The 14,879-nt window shown below is 60.7% G+C and carries 15 protein-coding genes and 3 tRNA genes; 8 read left to right on the top strand and 10 right to left on the bottom strand.

The window, feature by feature from the left end:
* Nucleotides 1-42 precede the first annotated feature (42 nt).
* Nucleotides 43-1,716, bottom strand: coding sequence for an energy-dependent translational throttle protein EttA (ettA, locus tag AAC850_RS01000; RefSeq protein WP_340586534.1), 1,674 nt, complete (start codon nt 1,714-1,716; stop codon nt 43-45).
* 132 nt (nt 1,717-1,848) lie between these two features.
* Between ettA and AAC850_RS00995 the strand changes: the two genes are divergently transcribed.
* From AAC850_RS00995 to AAC850_RS00985, 3 genes are all read left to right on the top strand, one after another.
* Nucleotides 1,849-2,370 (top strand): DUF421 domain-containing protein, encoded by a 522-nt coding sequence (locus tag AAC850_RS00995; protein WP_340586531.1) that lies wholly within the window; start codon nt 1,849-1,851, stop codon nt 2,368-2,370.
* Between the two features lie 119 nt (nt 2,371-2,489).
* The gene (locus tag AAC850_RS00990) at nt 2,490-3,875 is read left to right on the top strand and encodes a M20/M25/M40 family metallo-hydrolase (protein WP_340586528.1); all 1,386 of its coding nucleotides are present in this window, start codon (nt 2,490-2,492) and stop codon (nt 3,873-3,875) included.
* 98 nt (nt 3,876-3,973) lie between these two features.
* Nucleotides 3,974-4,049 (top strand) — tRNA-Ile (locus AAC850_RS00985).
* A 20-nt stretch (nt 4,050-4,069) separates the two neighbouring features.
* Here AAC850_RS00985 and AAC850_RS00980 read toward each other — a convergent pair.
* The gene (locus tag AAC850_RS00980; protein WP_340586526.1) at nt 4,070-4,468 is read right to left on the bottom strand and encodes a thermonuclease family protein; all 399 of its coding nucleotides are present in this window, start codon (nt 4,466-4,468) and stop codon (nt 4,070-4,072) included.
* A 141-nt stretch (nt 4,469-4,609) separates the two neighbouring features.
* Between AAC850_RS00980 and AAC850_RS00975 the strand changes: the two genes are divergently transcribed.
* Nucleotides 4,610-4,686: transfer RNA gene (locus AAC850_RS00975), tRNA-Pro, on the top strand.
* A 70-nt stretch (nt 4,687-4,756) separates the two neighbouring features.
* On the opposite strand, the gene AAC850_RS00970 is transcribed toward AAC850_RS00975, so the two are convergent.
* The 3 genes from AAC850_RS00970 to AAC850_RS00960 are packed head-to-tail and all read right to left on the bottom strand — an operon-like array spanning nt 4,757 to nt 8,534.
* Nucleotides 4,757-5,794 carry a LacI family DNA-binding transcriptional regulator gene (locus tag AAC850_RS00970; protein WP_340586523.1) on the bottom strand — a complete coding sequence of 346 codons (1,038 nt, stop codon included), beginning with the start codon at nt 5,792-5,794 and terminating at the stop codon, nt 4,757-4,759.
* Nucleotides 5,795-5,843: 49 nt separating this feature from the next.
* Nucleotides 5,844-6,836 (bottom strand): polysaccharide deacetylase family protein, encoded by a 993-nt coding sequence (locus AAC850_RS00965; RefSeq protein WP_340586520.1) that lies wholly within the window; start codon nt 6,834-6,836, stop codon nt 5,844-5,846.
* 30 nt (nt 6,837-6,866) lie between these two features.
* Nucleotides 6,867-8,534 (bottom strand): histidine kinase dimerization/phospho-acceptor domain-containing protein, encoded by a 1,668-nt coding sequence (locus AAC850_RS00960; RefSeq protein ID WP_340586517.1) that lies wholly within the window; start codon nt 8,532-8,534, stop codon nt 6,867-6,869.
* 203 nt (nt 8,535-8,737) lie between these two features.
* On the opposite strand from AAC850_RS00960, the gene AAC850_RS00955 reads away from it, so the two are divergent.
* Together AAC850_RS00955 and AAC850_RS00950 are read left to right on the top strand one after the other, a co-directional pair.
* Nucleotides 8,738-9,205 (top strand): Lrp/AsnC family transcriptional regulator, encoded by a 468-nt coding sequence (locus tag AAC850_RS00955; RefSeq protein ID WP_340586514.1) that lies wholly within the window; start codon nt 8,738-8,740, stop codon nt 9,203-9,205.
* Between the two features lies 1 nt (nt 9,206).
* Nucleotides 9,207-9,638, top strand: coding sequence for a GFA family protein (locus tag AAC850_RS00950; RefSeq protein WP_340586512.1), 432 nt, complete (start codon nt 9,207-9,209; stop codon nt 9,636-9,638).
* Nucleotides 9,639-9,644: 6 nt separating this feature from the next.
* Here the strand turns inward: AAC850_RS00950 and accC are convergent, their stop codons facing one another.
* From accC to AAC850_RS00925, 5 genes are all read right to left on the bottom strand, one after another.
* On the bottom strand, nt 9,645-11,009 hold the full coding sequence (accC, locus tag AAC850_RS00945; RefSeq protein ID WP_340586510.1) for an acetyl-CoA carboxylase biotin carboxylase subunit: 1,365 nt from the start codon (nt 11,007-11,009) through the stop codon (nt 9,645-9,647).
* 10 nt (nt 11,010-11,019) lie between these two features.
* The gene (gene accB, locus AAC850_RS00940) at nt 11,020-11,511 is read right to left on the bottom strand and encodes an acetyl-CoA carboxylase biotin carboxyl carrier protein (protein ID WP_340586509.1); all 492 of its coding nucleotides are present in this window, start codon (nt 11,509-11,511) and stop codon (nt 11,020-11,022) included.
* Nucleotides 11,512-11,586: 75 nt separating this feature from the next.
* Nucleotides 11,587-12,021, bottom strand: coding sequence for a type II 3-dehydroquinate dehydratase (gene aroQ / locus AAC850_RS00935; protein WP_340586508.1), 435 nt, complete (start codon nt 12,019-12,021; stop codon nt 11,587-11,589).
* Nucleotides 12,022-12,113: 92 nt separating this feature from the next.
* Entirely contained in the window at nt 12,114-12,527 is a 414-nt protein-coding gene (locus AAC850_RS00930; RefSeq protein WP_340586506.1) for a holin family protein, read from the bottom strand.
* A 128-nt stretch (nt 12,528-12,655) separates the two neighbouring features.
* Nucleotides 12,656-12,732, bottom strand: a tRNA-Pro gene (locus AAC850_RS00925).
* A gap of 192 nt (nt 12,733-12,924) precedes the next feature.
* On the opposite strand from AAC850_RS00925, the gene yajC reads away from it, so the two are divergent.
* Nucleotides 12,925-13,245 (top strand): preprotein translocase subunit YajC, encoded by a 321-nt coding sequence (yajC, locus tag AAC850_RS00920; protein WP_340586504.1) that lies wholly within the window; start codon nt 12,925-12,927, stop codon nt 13,243-13,245.
* 22 nt (nt 13,246-13,267) lie between these two features.
* A complete protein-coding gene (gene secD, locus AAC850_RS00915) occupies nt 13,268-14,869 on the top strand; it encodes a protein translocase subunit SecD (protein WP_340586501.1) in 1,602 nt (533 codons plus the stop codon).
* Nucleotides 14,870-14,879: the final 10 nt, after the last annotated feature.

Below are 14,879 nucleotides of genomic sequence, written 5' to 3'. Positions count from 1 at the left end.
AATTGCCTGATGCTGTGCAACTGGTGACGCTGTATCCCAAAATTACCGCGTCAGCTTCTTGTACTGCAGCTTGGTAGGCCGATCCGCCGCGTCACCAAGGCGACGGCGCTTGTCTTCCTCGTAGGCTTCGAAATTGCCCTCGAACCATTCGACATGACTGTTGCCTTCGAACGCCAGGATATGCGTAGCAAGGCGATCGAGGAAGAAGCGATCGTGCGAGATCACTACGGCGCAGCCGGCGAAGTTCTCGATGGCGTCTTCCAGCGCAGAAAGCGTTTCCACGTCGAGGTCGTTTGTCGGTTCGTCCAGCAGCAACACGTTGCCACCTTCCTTCAGCATCTTGGCCATATGAACGCGGTTGCGTTCACCGCCCGACAGCTTGCCGACATTCTTTTGCTGGTCCGGTCCTTTGAAGTTGAAGGCACCGACATAGGCGCGGGTGCTGGCGTCGTGACCGTTGACTTTCATGTAATCGAGCCCGTCGGAGATTTCTTCCCACACATTGTTCTTCGGGTTCAGGTGGTCGCGGCTCTGGTCGACATAGCCAAGGTGTACGGTCTCACCAATTTCGACGGTGCCGCTATCAGGCTCTTCCTTGCCGGTGAGGATCTTGAACAGAGTGGACTTGCCCGCACCGTTCGGCCCGATTACGCCGACAATGCCGCCCGGGGGCAGCATGAAGGACAGGTCTTCGAACAACAGTTTGTCGCCATAGGCCTTGGAGATGTTCTTGGCTTCGATCACCTTGCCGCCGAGACGTTCGGGCACCTGGATGACGATCTGCGCCTTGCCCGGCTTGCGGTTGGACATCTCTTCCTGAAGCTGGTCGAACTTGCGGATACGCGCCTTGCTCTTGGTCTGGCGAGCCGCGGGCGTCTGCCGCATCCATTCCAACTCGCGGGTGAGCGCCTTCTGGCGACCCGATTCCTCGCGGCTTTCCTGTTCGAGGCGCTTGGCCTTCTTTTCCAGATAGGTGCTGTAATTGCCTTCGTACGGATAGTAAGAGCCGCGATCGAGTTCGAGGATCCATTCCACCACATTGTCGAGGAAGTAGCGATCGTGGGTGATCATCAGCACGGCGCCGGCGTATTCCTTGAGGTGGTTTTCAAGCCACTGCACGCTTTCGGCATCGAGGTGGTTGGTCGGTTCGTCCAGCAGCAGGATATCGGGTTTCTGGATCAGCAGGCGCGTAAGCGCGACACGGCGCTTTTCACCACCTGAAAGATTGGTGACTTCTGCATCGGACGGCGGGCAGCGCAGTGCCTCCATCGCGATTTCAAGCTGGTTGTCGAGCGTCCAGCCATCGACCGCATCGATTTCGGTCTGGAGTTCGGCCATGCGATCACCCAGCGCTTCGAAATCGGCGTCAGGCTCGGCCATCTGCGCGGCTATGGAATTGTATTCGTCGACCTTGTCGGCGATGTGGCGTGCGCCGTCCTTGACGTTTTCGAGCACGGTCTTGCTCTCGTCCAGTTCCGGCTCCTGCTCGAGATAACCAACAGTGATGTTCTCGCCCGGCCATGCCTCGCCGCTGATATCGGTGTCGATCCCCGCCATGATCTTGATCAACGTTGATTTACCCGCGCCGTTCGGCCCGACGATGCCGATCTTGGCGCCGCGATAGAATTGCAGATTGATGTCCGACAACACCGGCTTGCTTGCGCCGGGGAATGTCTTGGTCATGTTCTTCATGACATAAGCGTATTGAGCGGCCATCGGGCGGGTCCTTCGTCTCGGGTATTTCGTGGAAGTGGATTTGGACTGCCAGATAGGGGCTGGCGTCGCAGCGGGCAAGGCGTTTGGAGCAGAGATGCGGAACGGAGTGCTTGCGCCGCCAGTTAGTTTGTCATGTTCCTCGAAAACACGCTCCTCGACCTGCTGCTGCGCTCTCTCATTCTCGGCATGATTGCGCTGTCCTTTGTTGTGATCCAGATCCGCATCGTCGGGTTGCGGTCGCTATCCAAGATGACGAGTTTTGACTTCGTAATGACGGTTGCGCTCGGCTCGCTGGTGGCGGGCGCTGCGCAGTCGAGCGAGTGGACGGGTTTCGTGCAAGCGATGCTGGCGATGACCGGCCTGTTCATTCTGCAATGGGCTGCCGCACGGTTACGCAAGGATTCCGATCTGGCTGAAGACATCATGCAGAACGAACCGGTGCTGTTGATGCGCAACGGGCAGGTGCTGGAAGCTGGCCTTAAAAAAACGCGTGTGGCGGAGAGCGATCTGCGCGCCAAATTACGCGAAGCCAATGTGCTGGACTACGGCTCGGTACGCGCCGTGGTGCTCGAGACAACAGGCGATATCTCGGTATTGCATGGCGACGTATTGGACGAAGCCCTCATAAGGGATGTCCAGAAAGTCTCGTCTTAGGAGGGGCTTAGCGAGAGTCATGCCGGTTTGACCGATCCTCGTTCCGCCTTGCCACTTATCGCGTGAAATTGCAGTCGCGCCCCTTGGCAGCGGCGCACCAGTCGATTAGCCATCCGCGCATGAAAAAGACCATTCTCGCGCTCGCCGCGCTCAGCCTCGCCATTCCCGCAACCGCTTCTGCCCAACGCTACGATGCCCGCTACGGCTTGGCACCGGGGGCGCATGACGAAATTGCGTGGGACTTTCTCGAGGGCATCACGACCGAGGTCGGACCGCGACTTGCAGGTACGCCGGACGAGGCGCGCGCCCGCGACTGGGCGATGGAATGGCTGCGAGCGCGCGGCTTCCAGAATGTCCTCAACGAGCCATTCCCGATCCAGACATGGGTGCGCGGTGAGGAGCGCGGACGCATCGCATCGCCGTTCCCGCAAGACGTTGTGCTGACAGCCCTGGGCTTTTCCGGCGCGACGCCAGCCACCGGCATTACCGCTGACATCGTTCATTTTACGAGCATGTCACAGCTATATGCCGCGCCTGACGGGAGCCTTGCGGGCAAGATCGTCTATCTCGGCAATGCCATGCGTACGACGCAGGATGGCTCGCATTACGGATATTTCGGATCGCCGCGTCGCCAGGGTCCGGGGGTTGCTGCGCAAAAGGGTGCGGCTGGCATCATCATCCGCTCAATCGGCACAGACAATGATCGCATTGCCCATACCGGTGCGACGAGTTGGCCCGAAGGCGTCACGCCGATCCCGGCGGCTGCGCTCAGCAACCCCGACGCCGACCAGCTTGAGCGTATTCTGGAGCGAGCGGATGGTCCGGTGTCCTTCGACCTGCTGCTTACCCCGCAATTTCTTGGTGAAACGATGAGCGGCAATGTCACCGGCGAAATCGTTGGAAGCGATCCTTCGCTGCCGCCGGTGCTGCTCGCCTGTCATCTCGATAGCTGGGACAATTCTCCCGGCGCGCTCGATGATGGCGCGGGCTGCGCGATTGCCGCCACCGCCGCCTTGCGCGTCGCCGAGCAAGGCCAGCCATTGCGCACCATTCGCGTGCTGTTTGCAGGCGCGGAGGAAACCGGCCTGTGGGGCAGCCGCGCATATTCTGCGGCGCACGCCGACGAGGAAATGGGCGTCGGGCTCGAAAGCGATTTCGGAGCCGGGCTGATCTGGCGATTGGAAACGACCTTCTCGCGCTCCAACCCCGGGCTGTTCCAGCGTCTGGCCGATGCGGTCGGAGTATACGGAGTCCTGCCTGCCGCGCAGATTAGGGCGAGCGGCGGGGCCGACCTCAATATCATGCGCGACCAGAATGGCCCGATCATCGATTTGCAACAAGATGGCAGCCGCTATTTTGACCTGCACCACACACCCAACGACACGCTCGACAAGGTCGACCCGGGCGAGCTGGCGCAGAATGTGGCGGTTTGGACCGCAGTTGCAGCGGTGCTTGCGAACGAGCCGGGCGACATAGCGGGCGCCGGGTTGATCGCAGAGGAATGATGCCGAATCGGTAAGCATGCTTGCCCCTCGCGGAAGCACGGTTTACTGGCACGCCCGCACGAATGGCTGGATCATGCTGAAGCAAGATCGCGCTTCAGGGGCCTGTAGCTCAGTGGTTAGAGCTGGCCGCTCATAACGGCTAGGTCGCGGGTTCGAATCCTGCCGGGCCCACCAGCCATTCGTGCGTTTTCACTTCAGGATTGTTCCACCGCGAGATCAGGACAATCGGCGGCCACCAGCCGGCGGTTGTCCCAGCGGGCAACATAATGGGCCTGCCCGGCGGCGAGCTGGGCGCAGGCGATATTTGATCCATCAGCGTAAACCACGGCCAGCGTGCGGCCATAACGATCGCGGCCCAGCCGGATGATGCTGAGCGACCGTTCCGACACCACGTTCTCCAGCGTGCGGGTCGCAGCCTGCCCGTCGCCCTCGACACATTGCCTGCCTTGCCGACAAGCGCGTGTTTCGGGAGCATCGATTCCGGTGATGCGAATGCGTTCGTCTCCGCAGCGAATGGTGTCACCATCGGTGACCGAACAGGCGAGGGCGAGTGCAATGGCTTCTGCTATCATGCTGGCCAGGGTAGGCGGCATTTCCCCGGCACCCGCGCCAGTCACGCTCCGATACGGAGCCTTAGAACAGGTATAATTGCGTAGTGCGGTGAAGACTTTCGACAGAAGTTCGGGTTTCTTGCTTGCACCAGATCGGCGCTAATCCTAAGGGCGGTGCCGGTCCGGGGAGTGGCGCAGCCTGGTAGCGCATCTGTTTTGGGAACAGAGGGTCGCAGGTTCGAATCCTGTCTCCCCGACCATTTACGACCTTAGGGAGCCATCCGGCGAGTGGTTCCCGGTCCGCCCATCAGCCCATCAGCGATGATAAACTCAGCCTTTGGCAGGCTTGCGCACGCTGTCGCGCTCTATCAGTTTCACCGGAACACGCGCCTTGTCATCGCGGTCCCGCTTGCCCAGCGCCTTTTGCGCCAGCAACATACCGGCCTCGCGGAAATCGGGCTCGACCGAGGTGAGTGGTGGATAGCTGTAAGCGCCGTTATCCAGCCCGTCGAAGCCGATGACCCCGACATCATCCGGCACGGCTATGCCGCGTTCGCGCAGCATGTCGAGCACGCCAAGGGCTAGCGAATCGCTCGCGCAGAAGATGCCATCGAAATCGCGCCCGCTCTCGATCAGGTCAGCGGCCGATCGCCTGCCTTGCTCCATGCGAGTTGAGGCTGACTCGAAAACCGGTTTGCCGCAATCCAGCCCGGCTTCCTTCAGAACTTCGCAATAGCTTTCGAACCGCTCACGGAACTGGTTCTGCGATTCGCTGATATCACCGATGAAGGCGAGCTTGCGATGACCGCCTGCCATTAGCCTTTCGACAGCAATGCGCGTGCCCTGGCGATTGTCCGAATCGGTGCGATCGTGATCGGTAAAGCGCGAACCCCAGCTTGCGACGTCTTTGCGGTCGAGAATCGGATGGTGGTATTCCCACGCGGCATCATTGGCGCTCGTGCCGAGCAGGACCATGCCATCGGCTTGCCGTGTTTCGATGAAGTCGCGGTCGAAATGCTCCGGCTCCGACTGAAAGCTGACGAGCGATTGGTACCCCAGGCTCGAGGCCGCAGCACACGTGCTGCCGAGCAAATTGTAATGAAACGGATTGATCTCTGTCACGTCCATGCCCGTTCGTGCGATCACCACAATCGCGATTGTCCGGGTTTTGCCGCTGCGCAATCGCGCGGCGCGGGCATCAACGCGGTAACCTAGCGCGTCCGCCGCTTCCTGTACACGGGCGCGGGTCTGGTCGGTGATCGAAGGATCGCCCGATAATGCACGCGACACGGTGGACTGGTTGACGCCCGCACGCTCTGCCACCTCGAAAGAGGTCACACGGTAAGTTGGTGGTACGTCAGTGGCCATTGTTACTGCATCCTAGCGAGCGAATTCCCGTAGTCCACTACCCCGTCGATCAGCGTTCTACCGAATGCATGACATCCCTTACGCTTGAAGGCTTGACCCCGCGCTGTTCGAGATAGGCAAATATCCGTCGCCACCAGTCGTAGAGGTCGTCGAGATCCTGCTCATTGCGGACATAGGGCGTGTTACCCGGGCGGAGCGAAGGGCTATGGAATGAGAAATTTAGCAGCGGCACACCTTCGTCCAGCGCGATATCGATTCCGCGTATCGCTTCATCCACGCTTACGCCCTCGGGCGTAAGTGGAACGCGTTCGAGCAGCCCGAGGCGCGCCAGCACGCCGCGAACCGCCGGGGTTCGCCACAGGCGAGGGTAGATATAGGCCCCCTGTTTGCGCAACATGCCCCAGAATGTGGTCGTGAGCGGCAATTCGAGAAGCGTATGTTCGTCATCCACCCAGTAGGGACGGATCGGGTGCTCACGATAATCAGGACCGCCAGCGGCAGAATAATCGAATTTCGGTCGCACGCTGCTGTCCATGGCGAGACCGTGTTCAGCCAGTATCTCCGCAGTGTAAGGCCCTGCGCCATAGCGTCCGGCGCGGTAAATGAGCGGGGCGACACCGAAATTCTTTTCAATCGTTTCGCGCAATTTGCCAAACTTTGTCGCTTCAAGTTCCCTCGGAAGATTGCCGGCAAAGGAATTTTCCTGCGTGACCTCCTCATCAAACGGTGGGTTCACCCACGGATGCAATTGCACACCGATTTCCGCACGACCATTTGCCAGCGGCTCGCCCAATATTTCTGCCGCGAGCCGGGCATTGGCGATGGGCCAATCGACCAGATAGACCGGTACGACCTTCTGACGCTCGCAAAATTCCTGAAACTTGGCTAGCCGCCCGACGTGATCGGTCCCGTGAGTGTCGCGGGTCAGCGGCTTGTCCCAGTCGAATTCCTCCTCGGTATCGACGGTCAGCAGGAACCGCGGAATGCGGTCCCGAAAGCGCGCTTCGCTACCAACTGGTGGCAGATCGAGCAGACTCCGCATCGCCACGTCCTTCCCAATACTAGTCGCGAGCTAAGACCCGCCGATGCGTCCCGTCCTCGCGCTAGGAGTACCCCGATGGGCGGTCAAGGCAGGAAGAACCAGTATCACGCGTTTTGTTTTACAAATTAAAAATCCACCCGCTGCATGCGCTTCTGCCTGAGCAAGGCGGAATGCGAAGAACGGCCCGAACATGCCTGCGTTGACCGCTCCCTGTCGGTTTTTGTCGCTCGGATCGGCCTTACCGTCCTCTGCCAGAGCGCGCGGGGCTTCCAGCTCAAGGCGGATTTCAATCCCGTCGCTAGTGAGTACGATGTCAGCTTCTTCTCCGGGCCCGAGAGCGCCCGCCGCAGTTGCCAGCAAGCGCCAGCACAGCGCCATCACTTCGGACCGATCGAGCGCGGTGATGAAATCGCTTCCGCTAACATTCAGCGAGAACCCAGCATTGCGCGGACGCAGAACCGCCTGAAGCCGCTGCACGGTTTCCGAAACAGCAGAGCGCAAGTCCGCCTGGCCCGCTTCCAGCTCCATCGCCTGGGCCTCCAGCTTCACCAGCCTGTCTACTTCATCAAAGCCGGCAAGCAGCTTGGCCGAATCGACAGAAATGGCGGCAGCGTGGGCGCGGTATTGGTGCGGGGCGGCGCCGAACAATTGCTGCTGGATAATTTCGGCGAAACCCTGGATGGCGTTCACCGGAGTCCGCAATTCGTGCAGCACCTGGCGCATCTGGTCGGCTTCGCTGTCCCCGTCTGATTGTTCATCAATGATCGGGCGGCGCAGACAGCCGCGATAGCCCGTAAAGCTGGCGGTCAAGGGATCGAACAGAGGTGCGGCATCCAGCCGCCATTCGCCGGACACTTTTGCAGCAGCGTCGATCGTGACATGTGCCCCCTGGATCGGCTGGCGACCGGCGAGGGCAGATCTGGTGTCGCTTTCCATCCTTACCAGCGGACCCGGATGAGGCGAGGTTAGTCGCATTCCGACGATGTGCGGCGCAAAGGCGTCGCTCGCCCAGATCGCTATGCCTGACGCATTGCACGCGAAATCTATCGAACCGCTGCGCTGGACTCCGTGATCTTCGCCATATGGCGGGCGCGGCGCGGCGGTCTGCGTGCGGCGACCTTCACGAAAGGCCTCGATCCGTTTGAGCAGGGCACCGATCCCGTCATCCAGCCCGGTCGCAGTGGGCGATGGGGTGGCGGGAGCAGGCGGCATTTTTGCGGCTGCTTCGGCAAGCGAGGCGGCGATTGCGCTGGCACCGGGTTGTGGCAGGACCAGATCGCCAACCCCCAACCGCGCCAGCACTTCCCTTACCCCGGACGAAAGGTCGCGGCGATGGCGCAGGAATCCGCGTGCGGTTACCGGCAAGTGCGGAATCAGGTCGAGCCATTGTTTTTCGGTTAGCCGCGCGGTGGCCATTACTGCAGCCGAAGGCTTGGAATCGCCTTCTGCGAGAAAAGCCACAAGCTGCGGATTGCGAAGGCGAACACCCGGCTCCCGCAGGATTCGCGACTGATCCTCTTGTGGCAGCTTTTCAGTCAGCTCCCCAAGGCGGGCATAAGCCTGATCGCGCAATTCGCTGTCGCTGTCATTGCGCGCGGTGCCAAGAAGATCGAGCAATTGCCTGAATTGTATGCGCAATACCGCTTCGCTTTCTGCGCGGGTGCGCAGTACGGTAGCGAGGCGGTCATCGAACTGCATTGGGTCTCCGTCAGGCGAAGGTTAAGGATTCCTTACCTGCGCCATAGACAGACCCGGCCACCCGCACATGCGTGCTGGAGAGTGCGTTGCAAAAAGGGACAATTGCCGCCATACACAATAATAGTTCCAACCGGAGGCATATTACGTGCCAGATATTTCCCGCGCGACTAACGCACTTGCGGAAACAATAGGGGGCCTTGGCGATGGCTACGCTGGATTCGATTGATCGCAGACTGCTGGCAGAATTGCAGTCCGAAGGGCGTGTGACCAATGTCGATCTGGCGAGCCGGGTCGGCCTGACTGCACCTCCGTGCCTGCGCCGAGTGCGTGCGCTGGAGGAGGACGGCGTCATTCGCGGCTACCATGCCGATCTTGACGCGTCGAAGCTGGGCTTTGCCATCACCGTGTTTGCCATGGTGAGCCTGCGCAGCCAGGCGGAAGAGGACCTGAAGGCCTTCGAAGATCACATCAAGACGCTGCCCGAAGTGCGCGAATGCCACATGCTCAACGGGGAGATCGATTTCATCCTCAAGATCGTCAGCCGCGATTTGCAGAGTTTCCAGGAATTTCTCACCAGTAAACTGACGCCAGCTCCCAATGTCGCGAGCGTCAAGACCAGCCTGACTATTCGCACTGCCAAGCACGAACCCGGCGTCCCGCTGGACGTCTGACATGGGCCGCGACTCGATTGAAGGACATTGCCTTTGCGGCGCTGTCCGCGTGACGCTCTTCAATCCCAAGGATCATGTCGAGGTCTGCCACTGCCACATGTGTCGCCGGACGGGCGGCGCATATTATGGCGCGCTTGAGGGTGCAGGCTTCACTTTCGCAAGCGAGGAACATGTCGGCGTCTACCGCTCGAGCGAATGGGCTGAGCGCGGCTTTTGCAAGCAATGCGGCAGCACGCTGTTCTTTCACTTCCTGCCGACCGGCAATCGCAGCTTCGCGGCCGGCCTGTTCGACGGTGCTGACAATCTGCCGATCTCGAAGGAGATCTTCATCGAAGGCAAGGTCGCCTGGTGCGCGGGTGAGGGCGATCACCCGAAGCAGACCGGAGAAGAGGTGATTGCCGAAGCGAAGGCGGGCGGGTTTACCTTCGACTGACGACGGTCAGTCCTGCGCCTTTTCGGCGTCCCGCTCTGCCAGCCATTCTTCGAGCCATTTGATCGTGTAATCGCCGCTGATCACATCGGGCTGGTGGATCAATTCCTGATGCAAGGGGATCGAGGTCTTCACACCGTCGATCACCATTTCCTCCAGCGCGCGGCGCAGGCGCATCAGGCAACCTTCGCGGGTCCGCCCATAGACGATCAGCTTGGCGATCATCGAATCGTAATAGGGCGGGATCGTGTAACCAGCGTAGAGTCCGCTATCCACACGCACATGCATACCGCCGGCCTGGTGGTAGTAATTTACCTTGCCGGGCGATGGCGCGAAGGTGAACGGGTCTTCGGCATTGATCCGGCATTCAATGGCGTGGCCCTTGAACTCCAGGTCTTCCTGCTTGACCGATAGCGGCTTGCCGTCGGCAATGCGGATCTGTTCGCGCACGAGATCCATTCCGGTGATCGCTTCGGTTACCGGATGTTCGACCTGCAGGCGGGTGTTCATTTCGATGAAATAGAACTCGCCGTCTTCCCACAGGAACTCGATCGTACCCGCGCCGCGGTAGCCCATGTCGGCCATCGCCTTTGCCACGATGCCGCCCATGCGGTCGCGCTCTTCGGCATTGATGACGGGGGAGGGGGCCTCCTCGAAAACTTTCTGATGGCGGCGTTGCAGGCTGCAATCGCGCTCACCCAGATGGATCGCGTTGCCTTCGCCATCGCCAAAGACCTGAAATTCGATGTGCCGTGGATTACCGAGGTATTTTTCCAGATACATCGTGTCGTCGCCGAACGCGGACTTTGCCTCGTTCATGGCCTGCCGGACGAGCGATTCCAGCTTGTCGGCGTTGGGAATGACCTTCATCCCACGGCCACCACCGCCTGCAGCGGCCTTGGCGATTACAGGAAAGCCGATTTCTTCCGCGACACGGCGCATATCGTCGAAATCCGACACCGCGCCATCCGATCCGGGGACCAGTGGCAGGCCGAGCGCGCCGGCAGTCTTCTTCGCCTGCACCTTGTCGCCCATCGTGCGGATATGTTCGGGCTTGGGGCCGATCCACTTGATGTCGTGCGCTTCGACGATGTCGGCGAACTGCGCATTCTCCGACAGGAAGCCGTAGCCGGGATGAATTGCGTCGGCATCGGTGATTTCCGCAGCCGAAATGATCGCGGCGATGTTGAGATAGCTCTCGGACGCAGCAGGCGGGCCGATGCACACTGCATGGTCGGCAAGCCGCACATGCATGGCATCGGCATCGGCGGTGGAGTGCACCGCTACGGTTTCGATACCCATTTCATGCGCTGCACGATGAATGCGCAGGGCGATTTCACCGCGGTTGGCGATTAATATGCGTGAGATACTCATACAGGCAGGCTCAGGAGACGACGATGAGCGGTTGGTCGAACTCGACCGGCTCTCCGCTGTCAATCAACAGCTGCTGGACCGTGCCATCGGCTGGAGCGGTAATCGGGTTCATCACCTTCATCGCTTCCACGATGAGCAAGGTATCACCCTTCTTCACAGCATCGCCCACGGCAACGAAATTGTCTGCGCCAGGTTCGGGTGCGAGGTAAACGGTGCCCACCATCGGAGATTTAATGGCATTGGCAATGTCTGCCGCCGGTGCGGCTGGCGCATCGGCCGCAGCCGCCGGAGCGGGCGCCGGTATCGGAGCAGGTGCCGCCATGACTGGTGCAGGCGCTGCAGCAGGCGAGCCAGCCCGCGACACGCGAATCCGCTTGTCGCCTTCGGCAACCTCGATTTCGGTGAGGCCGGTATCACCCAGCATATCCGCCAGCTCGCGAACGAGCTTCGGATCAACACTCATGCCACTGCGACGCGGCGCGGGAGCCTTTTTCTCGGCCATGAAATCCCCAATTCAGAGTAAAACAGATTGGCGCGGGAGCTATAACCTGCCGCGCGCCATGGCAAGTCTTGCGCGTTACAGCTTTGCTGCTGCTTCCAGCGCCAGTTCGTATCCATAGGTGCCAAATCCGGCGATCGAACCCATGGCGGCCATCGCGACGTAGCTCTTGTGGCGGTAAGCTTCGCGCGCTGCGGGATTCGAAATATGCACTTCGATTACCGGCGTGCGGATCGAGCGGATCGCATCATATAGCGCAAGGCTGGTGTGGGTGAGCGCGCCGGCATTGAGGATGACCGCCTTGGCCCCTTCTGCCTGCGCTTCGTGTAACCAGTCGCACAGATGCCCTTCGTGGTTGGACTGGCGCACATCGACTTCAAGGCCGAGCGTCTTCGCCCGTTCCTCTGCGCGCGTGGCGAGGTCGTCCAGCGTTTCCGACCCGTAGATTTCGGGCTCGCGCACCCCCAGCAGGTTGAGATTGGGGCCGTTGAGAATGAATATCGTGTCTGTCATGGCTTGGCCCTTAGCCGCTGCGATGGGCGGCGGCCAAGGGCAAAGTCACACTTGCTCACCTAATGTGGAGCACATGGAGCACAGTCCAGGGACTATTTCTCCACGCCCTTCACCTTGCCCCACTGGCGCGCAGCCGTGTAGCCGAGATATCCGGTGCCGAAGAGGGCATAAAGCTCGTCCGGCAGGCCGCGAAGGTAGGCGGTGATGCCTCCGCCGATCTGGCTGGCCGCGTCGGCGGAAAAGGCCGAGAGGACTCCCATGGGGAGCGAGAACAGGATGATCGTATACATCACGTAGAGAAAGCTGGGCCGCGCCCGGCTGGTCCACGGGTCGTTGGAATTCGCTTCCGCCACAATGGCCGACAGCCGCGCCTCGATCTGCTGCATGTCCTGCGTGCCTTCGAGGCGGATAAGTTCGATCTTGGCGCGTTCGCGCGCTTCCTTGTCGGGAATGATCTTGTCGATGATCGAGGCGATGGGTCCGATAAGCGATTCGACGATGGCCATAGGTAATGCTCCGTTGCGGTTGGATTCGCAATGGGCGGTGAACCGTATCGGTTAGTGTAGGAAAGATGCGTGTGCGCGGCTGATCTCAGCGATTCGCCGCGTGGATTGCTATAGGGGGGTGAAACCACTGGTCGGGAAGACAGGATTCGAACCTGCGACCCCCACACCCCCAGTGTGATGCGCTACCAGGCTGCGCTACTTCCCGAAACCAGTGGAAGCGCGCCTATAGAAAGCACGGGCCTTGATAGCAAGCGCCTCGATTGCCACCTATCGGCAATGCTGCTAGGCGCGGCCCCCACACGTCGGGGAGGGAGCGGGCAAGTCGCGGTGAAAACCGCATTGGCCTTCATCTTTTCGGCACTCTGGTTTTCACTCACGTTCCGGATGGATCGAACACATGCTTGATATTCTCGCCGCTGCCGGTGCAGCTGACGCACCGCCGGGTTGGGTGCAGTTCCTGCCGATCATCGGCATGGTGCTGATTTTCTGGTTCCTGCTGTTCCGCCCGCAAATGAAGCGCGCAAAAGAGCACCAGCAGAAGATCGGCGGGCTCAAGAAGAACGACAAGGTCGTGACCGCGGGCGGTATCGTCGGCAAGGTGACCAAGGTCGAAGATGACTATGCCGAGGTCGAAATCGCGCAGGGCACACGCATCAAGGTGGTGAAATCCACTATCGGCGACATCCTGCAGCCCGGCGGCAAGCCGGCTAACGACTGAGAGAAGGCGGGGACCCAAGTCCATGCTCGATTTTCCGCTCTGGAAGCGCATCATGCTGTGGGCGATTACGCTGGTATTCGCGGTCGCCGCGCTACCTTCCATCGCCAGCCTGACAGGCATGAACCTGCCGAGCTTCCTCGACGACCAGCCCGAGATCAATCTCGGGCTCGACCTCGCCGGTGGCAGCCACATCCTGCTCGAGGCAGACCCTTCGCAGGTTGCCGAACAGCGGCTTGAATCGACCGAGGAATCGGTTCGTGACCTGATGGCCAATGCCGAACCGCGCATCAACATCGGTGACGTTTCGACGCTGAACAACCGGCTGTCCTTCATGCTGGAAGACCCGTCCGACATCGACCGCGCGCGTGAGGAATTGCGCGACGTGCTCAATGGTTCGGGCCTGGTTGCCGAGTGGCGGCTGGACGTGGTCGATGGCAACCGCATGATTCTCACCCAGACCGAGCAAGGGCTGGACGAGGCGGTTGAAGGCGCGATGGAAAGCGCGACCGAAGTGGTCCGCCGCCGTATCGATGCGCTCGGCACGCGCGAACCGACGATCATCCGGCAGGGCGACACGCGTATCGTGGTGCAGGTGCCTGGCCTCGAAGACCCGCAGGCGCTGAAAGACCTGCTCGGCCAGACCGCCAATCTCGAATTCAAGCTGGTCGATGCCAATGCGCTGCCCAGCGATGTGGCGCAGGGAATTGCCAATCCGGGCAGCGAAATCGTACCGTATGCAGAAGACTCCGACTTCGCCGGCGGCTTCGAGGCCGTAAGGCGGCTTGGCGGTATTCGCGGCGACCGGCTGACCGGCGCGCAGCAGGGCTTCGATCCGCAGACAAACGAGCCTGTCGTCAACATCCAGTTCGATCCGCAAGGCGGGGCGCGTTTTGCGCAGCTCAGCACGCAGAACGTCGGCAAGCGCTTTGCCATCATCCTCGATGACCATGTGATCTCGGCGCCCAACTTCAACGAACCGATCCTCGGTGGTTCGGCGCAGATTTCCGGCGGCTTCTCGGTCGAGACTGCCAACAGTCTCGCCATTCAGTTGCGGTCGGGCGCGCTGCCGGTCGACCTCACCGTGATCGAGGAACGTACCGTCGGGCCGGACCTTGGCCGCGATTCGATCATCAAGGGCGGCATCGCGATGGCGGTAGGCTCGCTGCTGGTCATCCTGCTGATGATCGCCAGCTACGGCCGCTTCGGCGTCTACGCCACGGTCGCGCTTGTGCTGAACGTGCTGATGATCCTGGGGATCATGGCGCTGATCAATTCCACGCTGACCCTGCCGGGCATTGCGGGCTTCGTTTTGACGGTGGGTGCGGCGGTCGACGCGAACGTGCTTATCAACGCCCGAATACGCGAAGAACGCAATCGCGGTCGGCGCGTCATCGCTGCGGTCGAGAATGGTTACAAGGAAGCCAGCCGTGCGATCTATGACGCGAACATCACCAACTTCATTGCCGGTGCGCTGCTGCTGGGCTTCGGCTCAGGGCCGGTGCGCGGCTTCGCCATCGTCCTGATCATCGGCCTGATCACGACAGTGTTCACTTCTGTGTTCCTCACACGCATGTGGGTTGCGAGTTGGCTGCGTGCCAAGCGCCCCACCGAACTGATCGTTTAGGGGAAGGAGA

The sequence above is a fragment of the Erythrobacter alti genome (assembly GCF_037996805.1).
GTDB lineage: Bacteria > Pseudomonadota > Alphaproteobacteria > Sphingomonadales > Sphingomonadaceae > Alteraurantiacibacter > Alteraurantiacibacter alti.
The sequence above is the reverse complement of the archived record's forward strand: the minus strand, read 5'-3'. Positions and strand labels throughout refer to the sequence as shown.

What these genes read in the sequence shown, in the direction of transcription:
- AAC850_RS00980 (WP_340586526.1), bottom strand. Translation starts at nt 4,468, where the DNA reads ATGCCGCCTACCCTGGCCAGCATGATAGCAGAAGCCATTGCACTCGCC.
- ettA (WP_340586534.1), bottom strand. Translation starts at nt 1,716, where the DNA reads ATGGCCGCTCAATACGCTTATGTCATGAAGAACATGACCAAGACATTC.
- accC (WP_340586510.1), bottom strand. Translation starts at nt 11,009, where the DNA reads ATGAGTATCTCACGCATATTAATCGCCAACCGCGGTGAAATCGCCCTG.
- AAC850_RS00955 (WP_340586514.1), top strand. Translation starts at nt 8,738, where the DNA reads ATGGCTACGCTGGATTCGATTGATCGCAGACTGCTGGCAGAATTGCAG.
- yajC (WP_340586504.1), top strand. Translation starts at nt 12,925, where the DNA reads ATGCTTGATATTCTCGCCGCTGCCGGTGCAGCTGACGCACCGCCGGGT.
- AAC850_RS00950 (WP_340586512.1), top strand. Translation starts at nt 9,207, where the DNA reads ATGGGCCGCGACTCGATTGAAGGACATTGCCTTTGCGGCGCTGTCCGC.
- AAC850_RS00970 (WP_340586523.1), bottom strand. Translation starts at nt 5,794, where the DNA reads ATGGCCACTGACGTACCACCAACTTACCGTGTGACCTCTTTCGAGGTG.
- AAC850_RS00995 (WP_340586531.1), top strand. Translation starts at nt 1,849, where the DNA reads ATGTTCCTCGAAAACACGCTCCTCGACCTGCTGCTGCGCTCTCTCATT.
- AAC850_RS00930 (WP_340586506.1), bottom strand. Translation starts at nt 12,527, where the DNA reads ATGGCCATCGTCGAATCGCTTATCGGACCCATCGCCTCGATCATCGAC.
- accB (WP_340586509.1), bottom strand. Translation starts at nt 11,511, where the DNA reads ATGGCCGAGAAAAAGGCTCCCGCGCCGCGTCGCAGTGGCATGAGTGTT.
- AAC850_RS00990 (WP_340586528.1), top strand. Translation starts at nt 2,490, where the DNA reads ATGAAAAAGACCATTCTCGCGCTCGCCGCGCTCAGCCTCGCCATTCCC.
- AAC850_RS00965 (WP_340586520.1), bottom strand. Translation starts at nt 6,836, where the DNA reads ATGCGGAGTCTGCTCGATCTGCCACCAGTTGGTAGCGAAGCGCGCTTT.
- aroQ (WP_340586508.1), bottom strand. Translation starts at nt 12,021, where the DNA reads ATGACAGACACGATATTCATTCTCAACGGCCCCAATCTCAACCTGCTG.
- secD (WP_340586501.1), top strand. Translation starts at nt 13,268, where the DNA reads ATGCTCGATTTTCCGCTCTGGAAGCGCATCATGCTGTGGGCGATTACG.
- AAC850_RS00960 (WP_340586517.1), bottom strand. Translation starts at nt 8,534, where the DNA reads ATGCAGTTCGATGACCGCCTCGCTACCGTACTGCGCACCCGCGCAGAA.